This window comes from Bifidobacterium vansinderenii, assembly GCF_002234915.1.
Lineage (GTDB): Bacteria > Actinomycetota > Actinomycetes > Actinomycetales > Bifidobacteriaceae > Galliscardovia > Galliscardovia vansinderenii.
The window spans coordinates 1-18,356 of record NZ_NEWD01000001.1; the positions used below are offsets into that span (position 1 = coordinate 1).

Genomic DNA, 18,356 nt, shown 5'->3' on the forward strand with positions numbered 1-18,356 from the left:
GCTCGGCACAACGATGATTGGCTCGAACGCTCGGTCAACATCAATGACATTACCGATAAATTCACCCCAGGAGCCATCGGGCGCAAGAAAGGCTACAAGATCAAGTACGTCGGCAAGGACTACATCGTCCTTGCCGACATGATCGCAGGCTATTTACGCATCATTGACAAACATGCCGGCGGCTTTGTCACATTGGATGGGAAAGTCAGCAAAAACGACAAAGAAACACATTTCAAGATTCGCAAGCGAAAGGATATGTGATTTTCATGGAAGCGACTCTGTTCCACGATTTCGATAACGTCACATCTTATTATGGCAACATTCCCAACCGACCAATGCAGCCCGATGGGCATGTCGAAGTGTACAAGATGCGCGAATCGGACCGAGACCTTCTGGACGAGGATTTCACGGATGACGTCAACCGAGTATGTGATACGACGCTCGGCTACGGCGATGTGGACTTCTTCGATGCCAAACAGTGCTGGTTACTGGCCGGCTGGCTAGAAGCTCGTCTTACACAGCCGATCACACCACGCTTGGCGGAAATCTATCGTAAACTTGATGACTTCGCTCGCAGCGCGGTCGAATACGGCACCGGTATGGTCATCGAACTGTAGGGAGACAATCGAATGAAAACCTCCTATCGACTAATCGGCCTATTCTGGGATCACCGGCCAGAATCCAGTCTTTCTCTGGAACCAATCGACTATGATCCGCTCTATTTGGAAGCCGGACATCCCGATTGCCTATTCGACTTTGCAGGAAAGCATCGATATATTACGCTGACCGAACTATTATCGGTGGATTCGCAGCATGCAGCGGACTCCCTATCCGCAAAGCTGACAGGCAGCACCGGCATCGCCGTGATCTATGACTTCAACCCAACCTTTCAGGGAAGTACGGCATGCCTGTTCTTCCGACATCGTGTGAAGCAGGCCTTGAAACTGCTGGAAGACATGGTTCCGGACGTTTCGGTGAAGTTGATGAAAGCGCCAGAGTTGGGATTGGCCGCATGATCAGTACGGCGCTAGACCTCATACGGCTAATTGAAAACTATCAGCAATACCTGAAACAGCATGGCGTGCATTTCGATGACCAAGGTTTCCCTTCTATGCAAAGCGAATGGTATCTGGATCGGTGGCCAGACCAAGTAGTAACGTATCGGGAACGCAAATCACGACTTGTCACCGATCCATCCCGTACCGCGTTGTGCTTCTACTGCGCGGACGAACGCATCTACCCTCGCTGGGAGCGCGTACTCAACGAGCTTGACGAATATCGCCCGTTCATGGGAGTGATTGGATCGGACGTAACCGTTACCCTAGATATGGATCTTGAATGGCAGCGGGCAACCATTCTGCTCAATCAATTATTCGACACGGTGCTCGCAGTCAACGGAATCAAGCTCATTCAGAATCTACGCATCGGTTCGCCATCGACATTATCCTGTCTGCTTGGTGTACCGGAGGGAGTCATGGCTGCTTCCGGCACGCTTGGCTGCGCGCTTACCTCCGATGGTGATCTCTCCTATGCGGTCAAACTCCATACACTCAAACCGTCCAAGGTTGTGTTATATGGCAAACGGGATCCGATCATGGCGCAGCAGCTACATTCGGCGAGTATCCCATATCGCTGGTATCGCGATGCTCATGCGCTATACAAGCAGAACAAGACCATACATCGACGGTAGAAAAGACTTCCTCTCGCTCTTCGAGTTTTCATTGTCTATTTCCGTGTCGGGAATTCTTTGTTTTCGGTTGCTGTGATCGGTGTCGGTTGTCCCATCGGTGCCCCATGGGGACCGTCTGCACCCTGCTCAAAACGCATGAAACCGTTGGTTTCCCAACGGTTTCGGTTTGAGCGGATGACGGGAGTCGAACCCGCCTTTAGAGCTTGGGAAGCTCTCGTTCTACCGATGAACTACATCCGCGAAAGGTGCGCCTTGTGGGCGCGAGGAATCAGTCTAGCACGCCGTCACGGAACCCCCAAGGCAGCCGTCCGAATTTGGAAGCACCCAAGGGGTAGACCCCGCTCAGTGCAGGGAGATGCGCTGGCCGGGAACCGCTCCGGCGGCGCGCAGCTCGCGGCTCATCTGCATCAGACGGGCGATGCGCTCGCTGGTCGGCGGGTGTGTGGAGAACAGACGGCTCAGCCCCTCCGCGGTGAACGGATTCGCGATCATCAGCGCGGAAACACTCTGCGTGCCGGCGGTCTGCGCCATGGGCGCCATCTGCACACCGGACTCGATCTTGTTCAAGGCCGACGCCAGTGCCTCCGGGTCGCCGGTCAGACGACTACCGTCCTCGTCCGCGTCGAACTCACGCGTGCGGCTGATGGCCATCTGGATCAGGGACGCGCCGATCGGCGCAAGGATCATGCTCACGAGCAGTCCAAGCACATTGCCGCCGCCGCTCTCACGATCATCGTCGCTGCTGCCGCCGAAATACATCAGCGAATACCCGAGATACGTGATCACCGTGCTCATGGCGGACGCGATCGCGCCGGTGAGAATATCGCGATTGTAGACGTGCATGAGTTCGTGGCCGAGCACGCCGCGGATCTCACGTTCGTTGAGCAGCTGCAGAATGCCCTGCGTGCAGCAGACCGCCGCATGCCGTTCGTTACGGCCGGTGGCGAACGCGTTCGGGCTCATGGTGGGCGCGATGTAGATGCGAGGCATCGGCTTGCCGGCGCGCGCGGAGAGCTCACGCACAATGCGATACAGTCCCGGCGCCTCCTGCTCGGACACCCACTGGGCGCGCATGGATGCGATGGCCAGCTTGTCGGAGAACCAGTAGGACACGAACGTAGTGGCCAGGCCTATGCATATGAATAGGCCAAGCGTGCCTCGGCTACCGCCGGTGAGCCACCATATCAGCATGATGATGGCCCACATCAGCGCGAATAGGAGCGTGGTTTTCAGGCCGTTGAAGTGACCACGCACATGAATTTCACGGTCCATGGGACTCAACGTAATTATTCAGACTGGATGTTTGCTGAAGATTCGGGGGAAACCGGGTGCGAACATGCGCGGCTGCCGGAACTTGCCGCAGCCACGATGGACAGCATGGCAAACGCCCCTGCGAACGGCACGGCCCGCATCACACCCCGCATCACACCAACCCGCATCACATCAGCCCGTCCGCCTCAAGCACCTCGACCATACGATCGAAACACTCGCGCAGCATCGGATGCGGCATGGCGAAGTTCATGCGCACGCATCCCGCGCCGCACTCACCGCACTCACGACCGTCGGTGAGCGCCACGTGCGCGTTCTTGTAGAAGTAGTCGGCGGGATTCTCGATGCCCAGCGGAGAGAAGTCGAGCCACGCGATGTACGTGCCCTGCGGCGGCACGTATCCCACGCGCTGCAGTCGCGTACGCATCTGCTCGTTCACGTACGCCACGGATTCGTCAAGGTAGGCGCGCATGTCATCGAACCACGCGCCACCGTGCTCGTACGCGGCCGTGGTGGCGATCGCGCCGATCGTGGCGGTCTGATGCTCCGACCATTCGGCGCGGTCCATCCACATGTCCAGATCGTCGGGGTTCGTCAGGATCACCTGCGCGCACTTGGTGCCGGCGATGTTGAACGACTTCGACGCGCTGGTGGCGGTGAACGCCTGACGCGCGGTGGTCTCGTTGAGCGCGGCGAACGGCACGTGCTCATGGTCGTCGTACGTGAACGGCGCGTGGATCTCGTCGTTGAAAATGCGCACGTCGTAGCGTTCGGCGAGCGCGGAGATGCGCAGCAGTTCGTCGCGGGTGAGCACCTTGCCGATCGGGTTGTGCGGATTGCACAGCATGAGCGCGCGGCAGCCGGATGCGAAGGCGCGTTCGAGGCCGTCGAAGTCGAACATCCAGCCGTTGATGCAGTGGCGGGGTTCGTTCACGCGCAGCATGGGCACTTCGATCACGTCGATGTTGTAGAGACGCGGCACGCTGAGGAACGGCATGTAGGCGGGCGTGGGCACGACGATCGAGTTGCCGGCGCCAACGATCTCGCGCAGGAACACCTCAAGCGCCTCGAGGATGTCAGGCACGGGCCGGATGCAGGCGGGGTCAACGTCCCAGCCGTAGCGTTCGCGCTGCCAGCGTGCGCAGGATTCAGCCACGCGATGCTTCCACGGGTCAGGGATGTAGCCGAGGCAGCCGCGTGCGGTGGCGTCGGTGACGGCCTGCTGCACACAGGGGGCGAGTCCGAAGTCCATTTCGGCGATGAACGCGCCGATACAGCCGGGGAAGCGGGTCCACTTGTCGGAGCCGACGGCCTCGAGATCGGCCATGCTCTGTCGGTCGATCACCTCGGCGTCGAATCCGCTGAAACCGCGGTTGCCGTGCGCGTTGCGCTTGTCGCGTTCGGAGTCGTCGATCAGTACGTCGTCATTCATCACCATGCTCATGCCGACCATTGTGCATGTGATCGGCCGGCCGTGGCATGGCCTACACTCCCCCAACCGGTTATGCACTTCCCCAATCCGCTTATCCGCGCTCGCGAGGCCGCCGTCTACCCCAGCGCGGGCTGTTCGTACGTCACGTGGTCCTTGAGATATCCGCGTGCGGTGCGCGTGAGTTCCTCGCGCAGTCGTCGCAGCGAGTCGCGCGTATCGTTCGCGCGCGTGAGGATGCCGATCTGACGGCTGGCGTTCACGTCGGCGATCGGGCATGCCACCAGATCGCTCTGCAGGTGCAGTTTCGTGTCGAGCGTGGGGACGAGTGAGACGCCCATGCCCATTTCGACCAGGTTCTGCGTGGCCCAGTAGTCGTCGGTGGCGTGGCGGATGTCGGGTTTGAATCCGGCGCGGCTGGCGAGCTTGAGCAGGTTCGCGCGGCAGGTGGCGCAGCCGGCGATCCAGTGTTCGCCGCGCGCTGCGGTCAGGTCCACGGCTTCGTGCGACTTCTCGTAGGCGCGGCCGATATCGCTGGCCCTGCGTACGAGCAGTCGCAGCGGATCGATGCCGAGCGGTTCGAATTTCAACGATTCGTCGATCTGCAGGAAGTGCGGGAGCGTGCCGTACCGGAAGATGATGGCCGCGTCGGCCTCGCCGCTGCTGACCTGTTCCACGGCCTGCGGCGGTTCCATCTGCGCGAGGCTGACCTCGAGTCGATCGCGACGGTCGGTATCGTTGGATTCGTCGGCTTCGTTCGCCATGCTGATCTTGACCACGGTCTTCGCCACGATCGTGGAGCAGATCGACGGCGGCGCCACGATGCGTAGATGCGCGAAGCTGCCGCGCTGATAGTCGTTCAGCTGCAGCTGCGCCTGGGCGAGTGAGTCGGCGATCGCCTCGCCGTGACGGGCGAGCATGGCGCCCACGGGCGTGAGTTCCACGCCGCGCACGGCACGCGTGACGAGCTGCATGCCGCACTGTGATTCGAGTTTCTTCACCTGCTGGCTGATGGCGGGCTGACTCCAGCCGAGCGCCTTCGCCGCGGCAGAAAAAGACCCGCAACGCTCGATCTGCCAGAGGGTTACGAGCGATTGCGGGTTCAGTTCAGCCATGCCGTCCTACTTTCCAAGTGCGAACACACCACGTGATCACGCTGTGCGACCACGTGATCACACCCAGAATATCGTGTGATCACACGGAATATCGGAATATCGGAGCGGCGGGGCCGGTTCTAGTCGAGGGCGAGCGCGCGCATCTGCTCGGGCTCGATGACCTTCTTGTGTTCGCGGCCTTCCTTGGCTCCCTCGGCGCGCTCGAACGCGTCGATCTTCTTCCAGCCGGCGAAGTCGATCGGACGGATGCCCTTGGACGCGAGCAGCTCGTCGATGGATTCGGGGTTGCGGTCGGCGGCGAACAGGCCGTGTTCCGGAGCGGCGGAGAAGTCCTCGAGCATGTGGTTCACGATCATCAGCGCGTCGGACTTGGTGGAGCCGATCAGGCCGACCGGGCCGCGCTTGGCCCAACCGGTGGCGTACAGGCGCGGACGCACCTCGCCGCCGTCGGCCTCGGTGGTGATGCGGCCGTCGCCGTTCGCGTTGGCCAGGTGCGCGCCCTTCTCGTCGTAGGCGATGCCGGGGGCGGTGGCGGGCTTGTAGCCGATGGCGTGGTACACGGCCTCGACCGGGTAGTCCTCGAACTCGCCCAGGCGGGTCATCTTGCCGTCGGCGCTGGTCTCGGTCTTCTCCACGCGGATGGCCTTCACCTTGCCGTCCTCGCCGAGGATCTCGGTGGGGGCGGAGTTGAAGTGCAGGTAGTACTTGCGGTCGGCGGGGTTGCCCTCGTAGTCGACGTCGCCGTCGTCCTCCATGTCCTCGGCCATCTCGCGGATGGTGAACAGCTCCTCGACCATCTGACGGGCGAGCTTGTCCTTGCCGGCCACCTCGATGGTCTCGTCGTCCAGATCGAAGTCGTCCTCGTTGATGATCAGCTGCACGCCGGGCAGCTTCTCCATCTCGCGCAGCTCCTGCACGCTGAACTTGGCCTGGGCCACGCCGCGGCGGATGAACAGGTGCAGCACCTTGGCCTTGTTCTTCTGGATGCCCTCGTACACGTTGTCGGGGATGTCGGTCTTGGCCTTGAGATCATCGGCGTTGCGCATGAGCTCGCGCGCCACGTCCATGGCCACGTTGCCGCCGCCGATCACGGCCACGTTCTCGGCCTCGAGCGGCCATTCACGGGCGCCCGTGGGGTAGCCATCGTACCATTCGACGAACTTGGCGGCGCCGTACACGCCGTCCAGATCGGAGCCGGGCAGACCGAGCGGCTTGTCCTTGACGGCACCGGTGGCGAACAGCACGGCGTCGTAACGCTCGAGCAGTTCGTCGAGCGTCACGTCCTTGCCGAACTCGACGTCGCAGTACAGGTGGATGTTCGGATTGTCGAGCGTCTTCTCGAGCGCGCCGGCGATGAACTTGATGGAGGGGTGGTCGGGGGCCACGCCGTAACGGACCAGGCCGAACGGCACGGGCAGCTTCTCGAACAGGTCGATGCGCGCGGTGGCGGGCAGGCCCAGTTCCTCGCTGCGCTTGGCGAGCTGCTTGAGCAGGATATCGGAGGAGTACACGCCGGCCGGACCGGAGCCGATCACGGCGATGCGAAGTTCATTGGTGTTCGTATTGTCAGTCACGCATTACAGGGTAACGCATTTCCGCCCTACGGAACAGAGGGGAAAACGGCTTTCCGTCGCGGTCTGCACGGTTTCGATGCAGGTCCGTCATGATTCGCGCGTGTTCACCCGGTTGACCATTAAGCGTCATATCATGTTCACCGATTACGCGCGCCACGTATCGCGCCATGCAGAGAGCGCATGACGTGCATCGATTGACGCGCATCGGCGCTCCGATATCGGAAGATCGCCGAAACGCTAATCGAAAAGAACAAGAAGGACAAATCATTATGAGTGAGAAGACCGAGAAGACGGAGGCGGCCGAACCTGTCTCCGGAAGCGGCGGCGAGACGACCCAGTCCCGCACCGTCACGCAGGACAAGAGCGACGCCGGTTACGCGAAGGAGCTCAAGCCCCGCCACATCCAGATGATCGCCATCGGCGGCTCGATCGGCACCGGCCTGTTCCTGGGCGCGGGCGGCCGTCTGGCACAGGGCGGCGCCGGCCTGACCATCGCATACGCGATCTGCGGCATCTTCGCGTTCCTGATGGTGCGCGCGCTGGGCGAGCTGGCGATCCGCCGTCCGTCGTCGGGTGCGTTCGTCTCCTACGCCCGTGAGTTCCTGGGCGAGAAGGGCGCGTACGTGACCGGCTGGATGTTCTTCCTCGACTGGTCCACCACCGTGATGGCCGACATCACCGCCGTGGCCGTGTACTTCCACTACTGGAAGGCGTTCGCCGACGTGCCGCAGTGGCTGCTCGCGCTGGGCGCGCTGGCCCTTGTGTTCGTGCTCAACATGATGAGCGTGAAGATGTTCGGCGAGGCCGAGTTCTGGTTCGCCGCGATCAAGGTGTTCACGATCATCGCGTTCATGGTCATCGCCATCTGGGCGATCGTCACCGGCGCTCCGGTGGGCGACACGCACGCCGGCATCGCCAACATCACCGAGCACGGCGGCTTCTTCCCGATGGGCATCGCGCCCGTGTTCGCCCTGACGCTGGGCGTGGTGTTCGCGTTCGGCGGCACCGAGATGGTGGGCGTCGCGGCCGGTGAGGCCAAGGAGGCCAAGGAAGTACTGCCCAAGGCCATCAACTCGATGATCATCCGCATCTTCGTGTTCTACGTGGGTTCCGTGATCCTGATGGCGCTCGTGCTGCCGTACACCGCGTACTCGTCGAACGAGTCGCCGTTCGTCACGTTCTTCTCCGGCATCGGCATCCCGCACGCGGGCGACGTGATCCAGGTGGTCGTGCTCACCGCCGCGCTGTCGTCGCTGAACGCCGGCCTGTACGCCACCGGCCGTACGCTGCGCTCGATGGCCATCGCCGGTTCCGGACCGAAGTTCGCCGCGCGCATGAACAAGCATCACATCCCGTACGGTGGCATCATCATCACGTCCGCGCTGGGCCTGATCGGCGTGGTGCTCAACGCTGTGCTGCCGTCCGACGCGTTCGACATCATCATGAACCTGGCCGGCATCGGCATCGCCGGCACGTGGGCGTCGATCCTCGTGACGCATCTGGCGTTCCTCAAGAAGGTCAAGGCCGGCGAGGAGACCCGTCCCGAGTACCGCATGCCGGGCGCCCCGTACACGAACTACGTGTCGCTGCTGTTCTTCGCCATTGTCGTGATCTCCAACCTGACGAGCGCGTCCGGCCGTTGGACGCTCGCCCTGTTCGTGGTCGTCGTGATCGCCATGATCATCGGCTGGTACTACGTGCGCGGACGCATCGACGGCAATCTGATGGACGAGATGCTCGACGCCGACGCCGTGGACGCCGACGAATCCGCCGCGAAGTAGTCACCGAGCAGGAGTAAGGAGTACGTCATGCGTATCCATATCACGTACACGGGCGGCACGATCGGCATGGTCGACTCGCCGCACGGTCTGGCTCCCGGCGCCGACATGCTCGGCTGGCTGCACGGACTGCTCGACGGCACGCAGATCAGTCCCGATCAGGTGTCGTACACGGAACTCGATCCGCTGATCGACTCGTCGTGCGCCACGCCGGAAAGCTGGCAGGCGATCATCAACGATCTGCGCGCGCATCGCAACGACGCCGACGCATTCGTGGTGCTGCACGGTACCGACACGATGAGCTATTCGTCGGCCGCCGTCTCGTACGCGCTCACCGGGTTCGGCAAGCCGATCGTGTTCACCGGATCGCAGTATCCGCTCGGCATGGTCGAGACCGACGCCACGGCCAACGTGACCGGCGCGCTCAACGCGGTGGTCAGCGGTCGTGCGCATGGCGTCTCGCTGTTCTTCGGCCATCATCTGATCGCCGGCAATCGCGTAAGCAAGGTGTCGTCGTGGGCGTTCGAGGGCTTCGACGCGCCGTCGGCCGGACTGCTCGCCCAGACGGGCGCGCCCTGGCACTGGGAGTCGTACGAGAGCCGCGGCGAGGGCTGGTACGATCCGCTGCCGTACACGCGGCACGACGTCGCCGTGATCGACATGGCGCCGGGCATTACCGCCGCGCGTCTCGAGGCCATGCTCACGCCGCGTCCCGAGGCGGTGCTGATCCGCGCGTACGGCGTGGGCAACGTGCCGTGCACCGAGCCGGGTCTGACCGACGTGCTCGCCGGCGTGCTCGAGGAGGGCGTGCCTGTGGTGGTGGCGTCGCAGTGCCAGCAGGCGACCGTGCTGCTCGGCCATTACGAGGCGGGCGACGCGATCGCACGAGCTGGCGCAATCGGCACGGGCGACATGACGCTCGAGGCCGCGTACGCGAAGATCGTGTTCCTGCTCTCGCAGGGCCTGACCGGCAGCGATCTGGCCGCGTGGATCCCCCGATCCATCGCCGGCGAGATCACGGTGTGAGCGGGGTTCACTGGATCGGCTACTCCACCCAGTGAGCTGATTGATCGGGGTGTGTTCGACGCATACGTACGTCGAACACACCCCGTACTCGTCTCCACGGTGCTTGTTTGACGCATCGATGCGTCGGATAGACCTCGGAAAGGCCCCCACAGTGCTTGTTTGACACATGCGTACGTCGGATACGCACCGTAATGGCGTCCCCGCTGCTTATTCGTCGCACGCGTACGTCAAACAAGCAGCGAAACGATGTCCCCGTACAGGTTTGTTACGCGTGTGCGACAAACCCGCCGCACTCCGTCATCCGCAACGACGCCTATTCCCGATCGATGAGGGCGGTGAGCGCCCACAGGATGCTAACCACGTCGATCGCCTCCTGCATGAACGCGCCGATCACCACCGGGATCAGGTTGAACGCGGCGGCGATCATGCACACCAGCGCCAATCCGAGGCCGATCGTCACGGCCTGCAGCATCACGCGCTTGGTGCGGCGTGCGATCGCTATGGCGGACGGCACGGCGGCGATGTCGTCGTTCATGATCACCACCTGCGCCGATTCGCTCGCGGCGGTGCTCGTGCCGTCGGTGATCGCCATGCCGATATCGGCCGCGGCGAGCACGGGTGCGTCGTTCACGCCGTCGCCCACCATCATCGTCACGGATTTCGTGGTGGATTCGCCCACGAACCTCTGCAGCATACGATCCCACCACGGCTGTGCGTTCGGCCGTTCGCGCGTGGCGTCCTTCACGGCCTGCACCTTGCCTTCGGGGAACAGCTCGGCCTTCACATCGTCGATGCCGACCTCGCTCGCGATGGTCCGCGCCGACGCGATCTTGTCACCGGTGATCATCGACAGACGATCCACACCCAGGGAACGCAGTCGTTCCAACGATTCGCGCGTGTTCGCGCGTGGCACGTCACGCAGTACGATACGCGCCACGAGACGTCCGTCCACCGCCACGTAGGTGGCCATCTCGTCGGGGGCGAGCGCGGCGAAGTGATCGGCGGGGAAGATCGCGTCGCGCACGGCGCGGCTACGGGCTCGGTTGGTTTGTGCCACACGATCAGCGTGCAACGTGCGGGCGGACGCGGTCATGCGGAAGCCGCTGGTGGAGCGGAATCCATCGTGGGACCCGCTGTGCGATCCGTTGCGGAAACCGTCGGTGCCGGACGCACCCGATTCGACGGAGTCCACGGTCCGCACTGTCGTAGGTGTTCCGACGCCCACCGCAGCTGCGTTCTCGACGGCGGTTCCGCGGAATCCGGCGAGCTGTGAGACGACCGCTCCCCTGGCGGTCATACCGGCGGTGGCGTACGCGAATCGTCCCACGCGTACCGTGTGCCCGTTGACCTCGCCGGAGATGCCGTTCCCTGCGTCCTCTACGATGCCTCGCACCACCGGATAGGCGCGGCCATGACCGGGCGTGCCGTTTTCGGGGCACAGCCGCTGCCCGGCGTCGTACCGCGCGTGGAGACGTTCGACGGCGTCGGTTCCCGCGGCGGCGATTCCCTTGGCGAGGATGTGTACGGAGTAGCCTTCCACCACGCCGGCGAGCATGAGGATGTGGTCCTCGTCGAGCGCGGGTCGAGCGGCGGGCGCGGCGGAGTTATCCCCAGACCTGTTCGGGTTGTGCACAGCGAGCGCGGCGTCCGCGGCCACCACGCCGATGGGCATGTCTACGCGCACGACCTGCGGCTTCTTCACGGTGAGTGTGCCGGTCTTGTCGAAGAAGATGTGCGAGACGCGACCCAAGTTCTCGAGCACGTCCTGCGCCTTGATGAGAATGCCGGCCTTGGCGAGCCGACCCGTGCCGGCCATGTACGCGACGGGCGCGGCGATGAGCAGCGGGCAGGGCGTGGCGAGCACGAGCACCTGCGCGAATCGCGTGGGCACGCCGGACACGATCCACGCGGTGCACGCGATGATGAACGAGATCACGGTGAACGGCACGGCCATCAGGTCGGCGGTCTTGACCACGGCGGCGCGCGAGTTCTGCGCCGACCGCACGAGTTCCAGGATGCGCTGATACTGCGAATCGCGCGATAGTTCGGTGGCGCGCATGGTGAGCGTGGTGGAGCCGTTGACCGCGCCGGACATCACGCGGGCGCCGGCGAACACCTCGCGCGGCACGGGTTCGCCGTTGATGTTCGACAGGTCGAGCGTAGCGGATCCGCTGAGCAGCTCACCGTCGACGGGCACGGTCTCGCCGGGCAGCACCTGCAGCACGTCGCCGGGGCGCACGCGGTCGACGGGCACGGTGTTCCAATGATGGTCGGCGTCGGTGCGGTCCGCACCCACAGGGTCGGCATTCACGTCACGATCGCGGCGCGCATCGGCCCCACCCATGCCAGACAGGTTCATCACATGCGCGGTCTGCGGTGCCGCGTCCATGAGCGCCGTGAGATTGTTCTCCGCCTTGGCCTGCGCGTATTCCTCGATGGCCTCGCCCGACGCGATCATGAGCACCACGGCCCAGCTCGCCCAGTACTCCTGCACGGCGAGCGTGGAAAGGATCGCGACCACGGCGAGCACGTCCACGCCCACATGGCCGTGGCGGATGTCGTCGATCATGCCACGCAACGTGTCGATCACGGTGTAGACGACGAGGACGATGACGATCCACTGGCCGATGCTCGGATCGACGAACCAGAACGGATGATTCCACGGACGGCTGTCCCACAGCAGCGCCACGGGGATGACGGACAGAATGACGACGGGCAGCAAAGGCACTCGTCTGCATAAAGCGATGATGCGACTCATCGTTTCTCCTTACACTTGTGCACGGGCCGACAACGGTATCGAAAATCGGCGTGGTTTCACGCCTTGTTAACCCATCCCAAGCGTTGGCCGATCCGCGATTCCCACGATCGACGCCTGTGATACACGGCGTAAAGAAAACAGATATTCAGTTATCGCCTTGATCGTGTCATGTCGCATGGACGACGGTCACGTCTGGCTCCTGATGGGCCGACTGAGGGGAGCCGAAACGCGGCAAATAGAAAAGGGCCTCGAACCCTAAGGTCCGAGGCCCTGGCTTCCCCTTGAGGGGAAGCTGTCAGCCGCCAGGCTGACTGATGAGGTGAACGACGCAGCCGCTCAATCAGCCACGGTCGGCGATCCGCACAGTCAGCCGATCACCAACCGAAGTTGAACGGATCGTTGTTGCTGTCGCCGCTGCCGCTGTCACCGTTGCTGCCGCTGTCGCCATTGTTGCCATTGTTGTTCTGGCTGTTGCCGCTGTTGCCATTGCTGGATTCGGAGCGGTTGGAGCCGTTCACGGCGCTTTCCTCCTGATCCATGGTGACGCTGAGCTCGATGGTCTTGCCGTCGCGCACCACGGTGAGCTTCACCGTGTCGTTGAGCGCGGTGGCGCGCACGAAGCCAAGCAGCGAGGCGTTGGAGCCCACGGTCTTGCCGTTGTAGCCCACGATCACGTCGCCCTGCTTCACGCCGGCCTTATCGGCCGGGCCGCCGGAGACCACGCTCTGCACGGCGCTGCCGGCGCGGGTGGTGCCATCCGCGGTGGCGGTGTCGGTCTTCACGGTAACGCCGAGGGCCACGTGCTTCACGGAGCCGCTGCTGGTGATCTCGCTGGTCACGCGCTTGACCAGATTCGCCGGGATGGCGAAGCCGATGCCGATCGAGCCGCTGGAGCTGGACGAGCTGGAGCTGGACGACGACGTGGCGATCGACGAGTTGATGCCGATGATCTGACCGGCCGCGTTGAACGTCGGACCACCGGAGTTACCGGGGTTGATGGCCGCGTCGATCTGCACGGCGTTGGTCACGATCTCGTTGTTCTCGTCGTCCATCACGGTGACCGGACGGTTCAGCGCGGAGACGATGCCCGTGGTGGCGGTGTTCTCGTAGCCGAGCGGATTGCCGATGGCCATCACGTTCTCGCCCACGGCGAGGTTGTCGGAGTCGGCGAACTCGGCGACGGTCAGGTCGCTCGGAGCGTTCTTCAGCTTGATGACCGCAAGATCGGTGGTCACGTCGGTGCCGACCACGTCGGCCTCGTACAGCGAGCCATCGGACAGGGTCACCTGGATCTGCGTGGCACCGGACACCACGTGGTTGTTGGTGACGATGTCGCCGTCCTTGGAGATGATCGCGCCCGAGCCCTTGGCCACGCCGGTCTGGCCGCCGGACTGAATCGTGGTCTGAATGGCCACTACGGAGCCGGCCACCTTCTTGGCGACGGCGGTCCAGTCGACGGCCTCGCCGGATTCGGCCTTGGCGGTGCCGGAGCCGGAGGAGTTGCTCACCGAGCTCAGCGACGACGAAGTGGGGCTGGACACCCAGCCGTTGGAGATGGCGACGAAGCCCACGCTCAGGCTCAGCGCCGCGGCCACGACGGCTGCCACCGCACCGGTGACGACGTGAGAGATCACGCCGTTCGGCTTGGCGCCACCATTCTGGCCGTCCTGTCCCTGGCCGGGGCCGGCGTTGTTGCCCGGCCCCTGCGGGGCACGGAACGGGTTGAACGGAGAGCCGCCGCGCGGAGGTACGCCGTTGCCTCCATTGGCGTTATTGCCGTTATCGGCGTTCGGCTGCTGAGCGTTGGCGTCGGGCTGGTTCTGCGGAGGAACCGGGCCATAGGCGCCGAACTCCGGCGCAGGACGGTACTGGCCGTACTCCGGCTGCTGCTGGTTCGGGGTGTTCTGGCCTGCGTTCTGCGGGTACTGCGGCGTCGGCTGCTGCGGCGCGTTGTACTGCGAGTGCTGGTTGCCGTACTGCTGCGGTGCGCCCTGCGGGGCGTACGCGCCATACAGCGGCAGCGACTGCTGCGGCTGGGCCTGGGGGCTCTGCGGCTGGGCGGCCGGCTGCTGTGCCGGGGCCGCGGGCTGGACCGGCGTCTGCACCTGCGTGGCCTGTTCGTCGCGGGCGGCCACGGGATTGATCGCCTCGGTCGGGCGCTCATTGGAATCCGCGGATTCGCCGGTCTTGGAATGTTCGGGATCGTTGATTACGGTGTCGTCGTTCACTGAAGGCCACGGCTCGTTCTCAGGCCGCTGACCCCACGGGGTGGAACCGTTGTTCGTGTCAGCCATTACTGCTCCTTGCTTTCTCGAGGTCTCGCGCGGGCATGTGCCATACATGTCTGCGCATACGTTCTTGAACTACCTAAGAGTTAAGGCTCCGCGTCTGGATATTTCCTGAACGTTATTTGAAAGCTGCAATCGAATCCTCTGCTTTCTTGCCGTCTATCGCCCGCCGATCCCACAGATCGGATGTCCAACAAGCGGACACCGAACAGACGTCAGACGAACGGACCGCCTCCCGGCCCCCCCTCGTCATGTCATCACAGGTCGTTTAGAGTGGTAGTCATGACAGACGTTGACGCAACCCAGACCCCCATCGATCTCGTGGAGCACCCGCGCGGAGCCGAACCCGGCAAGCCCGGTGACCGTAGCGCATTCAGCTTTGAAATCACCCGACGACTCGAGCCCACCGCAGACGGACTCGGACGCGACGGATTCCGCCACGGGCGCAGCGGCGTGATCCACACTCCGCACGGCGACATCCAGACCCCCGCGTTCGTGCCCGTGGCCACGCAGGCCACCATGAAGGCCATGCTGCCCGAACAGCTCAAGGAACTCGGAGCCCAGTGCACGCTCGCCAACGCGTTCCACCTGTTCGAGCGCCCCGGCGAGGACATTCTCGACGAGGCCGGCGGACTCGCCAAGTTCATGAACTGGCATGGCCCCACCTTCACCGATTCCGGCGGATTCCAGGTGCTCTCGCTCGGTGCGGGATTCAAGAAGACGCTCGCCATGGACGTCAAGGGACTCAAGTCCGACGACGTGATCGCGGAGGGCAAGGAACGACTCGCGTTCGTGGATGAGGACGGCGTGACGTTCAAGTCCCCGCTCAACGGCGACCTGCATCGCTTCTCCGCCGAGATCTCCATGGGCATCCAGCACAAGATCGGTGCCGACATCATGTTCGCGTTCGACGAGCTCACCACGCTGATGAACACGCGCCGCTATCAGGAGGAGTCTGTGGAGCGCACGTACCGCTGGGCACAGCGCTGCGTGGCCGAGCACAAGCGTCTCACCGAAGCACGACTCGGCAAGCCGTATCAGGCGCTGTTCGGCGTGGTGCAGGGCGCCAACTACGAGGATCTGCGCAGGCACGCGGCCCAGCAGATCGCCTCGCTCGACTTCGACGGCGTGGGCATCGGCGGCGCGATCGAAAAGCGACTGCTCGGCAACACGTGCGCGTGGATCTGCGACGAGATGCCGGAACTGCGCCCGCGCCACGTGCTCGGCATCGCCGCGGTGGACGACATCTTCGCCGGCGTGGAGAACGGCGGCGACACGTTCGACTGCGTGGCCCCCGCCCGTACGGCGCGCAACGGCGCGATCTACACGCGCGACGGCCGCTGGAACGTGCTCCGCACCGCGCTCAAGCACGACTTCGGTCCGCTCGAGGAGGGCTGCGACTGCTACACCTGCACGCATTATTCGCGCGCATACCTGCATCACCTGCTCAAGGCGCGCGAGATGAGTGGCTGCACGCTGGCCACGATCCACAACGAACGCTTCTTTGTGCGTCTGCTCGACGAGATCCGCGAGTCGATCACCGGCGGATACTTCGACGAGTACAAGAAGGAGACGCTCGCCCGCTTCTACGCCAACGGCTCCCGCGGCTGAGAGGCCCCAGCCACACCACCCACATCAATCACCACGACAAGAGGAAGATCATGGATCTGTTCGAAGCGATGGAGACACGTCACGCCATCCGCATGTACACCGACGAACCGGTCGCCGACGATGCAATCGCCGCGCTGCAGTCGGAGATCGGCACGTGCAACGCCGAAAGCGGTCTGCACATTCAGATGGCGACCGGCTTGGATGACGCGTTTCTTGGTCTGAAAACGCATTACGGACGCTTCAAGGGCGTGCATAATGCGATCGCGCTTATCGGCTCGGCGGCAGGCGTGCGCACTGAGGGCTCCGAAGCGGCCGACGGCGGCCCCACGAACTCGGGATGGACGAAGGAAGGCTCGGAGGACACCGCCGCGACCGATCCCGGCGAGATCGCACTGCAGCAAACCGTGGGCTACTACGGCGAGCGTTTGGCGCTGAAGGCCACGCAGCTTGGTCTGGCCACGTCGTGGGCCGTGCTCGACGACGCGATGAGCGCCACGGACCCGTGGTGGACGCTGGAGCCCGGCGAAAAGATCGTATGGGTGCTGGCGTTCGGTCATGGTGCGCGCCCCGGCGGCAAGCACCGCAGCAAGCCGATCGAGGACCTGTGCACGGTGGAGGACGGCTCCCCGATGCCCGATTGGTTCCGCACCGGTATGGAAGCGGCGATGCTGGCCCCCACGTCGCTCAGCCAGCAGCCGTTCCACTTCACGCTGCACGCCGACGGTACCGTCAGCGCCCGTGCGACCGAGGGCCTGTTCGCCCACGTGGGCTTGGGCTGCGCCATCTACCACTTCGAAGCCGCCTCCGACCACACCGTGAACTGGCGTTAGCGCCGCCTCCGCCAGTCGGCGCATCTCACAGCGTATGGTCTCCCCGAGCCAGCGAGATGCGAGTTTTGTGGTTTTCTCCAAAGTGCCGGCAAGTGGTGCACCTGCAATCAAGCCGTTTGCGGGACCGCATTCGATCTCATATCGCCCGGCGGGTTCAGAAAGACCACAAAACTCGCGGCCCACGCTCGAAGACCGCGAATCCGAACCATCCGCCCATGGCGCGACACGCCGAAGACACGCCGATTTGCACAATCCGGAAAGGTGATGCTAGATTAATCACTTGTCTGCGAGCGTGGCGGAATGGTAGACGCGCTGTCTTCAGGTGGCAGTGAGTGTATGCTCGTGGGGGTTCAACTCCCCCCGCTCGCACGAATAAAACCCCGGATCGTGAAAACGGTTCGGGGTTTTCTCGTATTCGGGTATTTGGCGCCCCAAAAGCACGCCATCGGGGTTATAGGCCAAATTGTGTGTCTGGTGGTCTAGTCGTTTGACTGCCATTCGACGCGGGTGTGGAAGTCGTTCCAGTCGATGCCGGTGCCGTATCTCATGGGGATGCCGAAGGTCTCGTATAGGCCTTGGGGGCTTTGCTCCCATGCTCTCTTGTAGAGGTCCTCGAGCTGTTGGTCGGTGATGGCGTTGGCCGCGAGCCACGCGTCCGTCTCGGGATGCTCGGTGTGCTGGTGGCACCACCAGCAGATCGCCTTCAGCTGCCTGATCAGCCTCAATCCCGGCCTATAGGAACAAAAGTGTTGCTTTAGCCTTCGGTTTCTAGTCGGTTTGGTTCCATTCGGTGTGGGTGTGGAACTCGTTCCAGTCGACGCCTGTGCCGTATTGCGGAGATCCGTCGTCGCCGCTGTCATCCGGTCGTGCCGCCCGGCGCAGGGGTTTCCAGTGTTCGGGCCTGATCAGCGATTTGGGATCCGGGGAACCGCTTTTCATGTAGCACACCCATTCGCAGGCGCGTCTCATGTGCTCCTCGGGCAGTCCG

The 18,356-nt window shown here is 63.4% G+C and carries 14 protein-coding genes, 2 tRNA genes and 2 pseudogenes; 9 read left to right on the forward strand and 9 right to left on the reverse strand.

Going from position 1 to position 18,356, the window contains the following annotated elements; translation table 11 throughout:
• The 4 genes from Tam10B_RS13105 to Tam10B_RS00020 form a co-directional block, all read left to right on the forward strand.
• A partial coding sequence (locus Tam10B_RS13105) for a hypothetical protein (RefSeq protein ID WP_093959244.1) occupies window positions 1–261 on the forward strand: 261 nt, incomplete at its 5' end.
• Window positions 262–266: 5 nt separating this feature from the next.
• Complete coding sequence (locus tag Tam10B_RS00010; RefSeq protein ID WP_143248482.1) at window positions 267–617, forward strand: hypothetical protein; 351 nt, start codon at window positions 267–269, stop codon at window positions 615–617.
• Window positions 618–629: 12 nt separating this feature from the next.
• Window positions 630–1,016 carry a hypothetical protein gene (locus Tam10B_RS00015; RefSeq protein WP_093959246.1) on the forward strand — a complete coding sequence of 129 codons (387 nt, stop codon included), beginning with the start codon at window positions 630–632 and terminating at the stop codon, window positions 1,014–1,016.
• Window positions 1,013–1,690 carry a DUF4417 domain-containing protein gene (locus Tam10B_RS00020; RefSeq protein WP_093959247.1) on the forward strand — a complete coding sequence of 226 codons (678 nt, stop codon included), beginning with the start codon at window positions 1,013–1,015 and terminating at the stop codon, window positions 1,688–1,690. Before Tam10B_RS00015 ends, Tam10B_RS00020 begins: the two co-directional genes overlap by 4 nt.
• Window positions 1,691–1,859: 169 nt before the next feature.
• On the opposite strand, the gene Tam10B_RS00025 is transcribed toward Tam10B_RS00020, so the two are convergent.
• The 5 genes from Tam10B_RS00025 to Tam10B_RS00045 form a co-directional block, all read right to left on the reverse strand.
• A tRNA-Gly gene (locus Tam10B_RS00025) sits at window positions 1,860–1,930 on the reverse strand.
• A 102-nt stretch (window positions 1,931–2,032) separates the two neighbouring features.
• Window positions 2,033–2,962 carry a zinc metalloprotease HtpX gene (gene htpX, locus Tam10B_RS00030; RefSeq protein WP_093959248.1) on the reverse strand — a complete coding sequence of 310 codons (930 nt, stop codon included), beginning with the start codon at window positions 2,960–2,962 and terminating at the stop codon, window positions 2,033–2,035.
• A 166-nt stretch (window positions 2,963–3,128) separates the two neighbouring features.
• The gene (locus Tam10B_RS00035) at window positions 3,129–4,391 is read right to left on the reverse strand and encodes a MalY/PatB family protein (RefSeq protein ID WP_093959255.1); all 1,263 of its coding nucleotides are present in this window, start codon (window positions 4,389–4,391) and stop codon (window positions 3,129–3,131) included.
• Window positions 4,392–4,507: 116 nt separating this feature from the next.
• Complete coding sequence (locus Tam10B_RS00040; protein WP_093959249.1) at window positions 4,508–5,503, reverse strand: LysR family transcriptional regulator; 996 nt, start codon at window positions 5,501–5,503, stop codon at window positions 4,508–4,510.
• Between the two features lie 119 nt (window positions 5,504–5,622).
• On the reverse strand, window positions 5,623–7,077 hold the full coding sequence (locus Tam10B_RS00045; RefSeq protein WP_093959250.1) for an FAD-dependent oxidoreductase: 1,455 nt from the start codon (window positions 7,075–7,077) through the stop codon (window positions 5,623–5,625).
• Between the two features lie 269 nt (window positions 7,078–7,346).
• Between Tam10B_RS00045 and Tam10B_RS00050 the strand changes: the two genes are divergently transcribed.
• Entirely contained in the window at window positions 7,347–8,858 is a 1,512-nt protein-coding gene (locus Tam10B_RS00050; protein ID WP_233133506.1) for an amino acid permease, read from the forward strand.
• 27 nt (window positions 8,859–8,885) lie between these two features.
• Window positions 8,886–9,881: an asparaginase gene (locus Tam10B_RS00055; RefSeq protein ID WP_093959251.1), complete on the forward strand. Its 996-nt coding sequence runs from the start codon at window positions 8,886–8,888 to the stop codon at window positions 9,879–9,881.
• A 313-nt stretch (window positions 9,882–10,194) separates the two neighbouring features.
• On the opposite strand, the gene Tam10B_RS00060 is transcribed toward Tam10B_RS00055, so the two are convergent.
• Window positions 10,195–12,639 carry an HAD-IC family P-type ATPase gene (locus Tam10B_RS00060; protein WP_198947481.1) on the reverse strand — a complete coding sequence of 815 codons (2,445 nt, stop codon included), beginning with the start codon at window positions 12,637–12,639 and terminating at the stop codon, window positions 10,195–10,197.
• Window positions 12,640–13,013: 374 nt separating this feature from the next.
• Entirely contained in the window at window positions 13,014–14,933 is a 1,920-nt protein-coding gene (locus Tam10B_RS00065; protein ID WP_093959252.1) for a S1C family serine protease, read from the reverse strand.
• A gap of 276 nt (window positions 14,934–15,209) precedes the next feature.
• Here Tam10B_RS00065 and tgt point away from each other — a divergent pair, with 276 nt between their 5' ends.
• From tgt to Tam10B_RS00080, 3 genes are all read left to right on the forward strand, one after another.
• A complete protein-coding gene (gene tgt / locus Tam10B_RS00070; protein ID WP_093959253.1) occupies window positions 15,210–16,538 on the forward strand; it encodes a tRNA guanosine(34) transglycosylase Tgt in 1,329 nt (442 codons plus the stop codon).
• A gap of 50 nt (window positions 16,539–16,588) precedes the next feature.
• Window positions 16,589–17,368, forward strand: coding sequence for a nitroreductase family protein (locus Tam10B_RS00075; RefSeq protein WP_093959254.1), 780 nt, complete (start codon window positions 16,589–16,591; stop codon window positions 17,366–17,368).
• Window positions 17,369–17,654: 286 nt separating this feature from the next.
• Window positions 17,655–17,737, forward strand: a tRNA-Leu gene (locus Tam10B_RS00080).
• A gap of 110 nt (window positions 17,738–17,847) precedes the next feature.
• On the opposite strand, the pseudogene Tam10B_RS00085 reads toward Tam10B_RS00080, so the two are convergent.
• Both Tam10B_RS00085 and Tam10B_RS00090 read right to left on the reverse strand, forming a co-directional pair.
• Window positions 17,848–18,096, reverse strand: a pseudogene (locus Tam10B_RS00085) (IS256 family transposase); the annotation flags it as partial.
• Window positions 18,097–18,136: 40 nt separating this feature from the next.
• Window positions 18,137–18,356: pseudogene (locus tag Tam10B_RS00090) on the reverse strand (IS256-like element ISBibr1 family transposase); the annotation flags it as partial.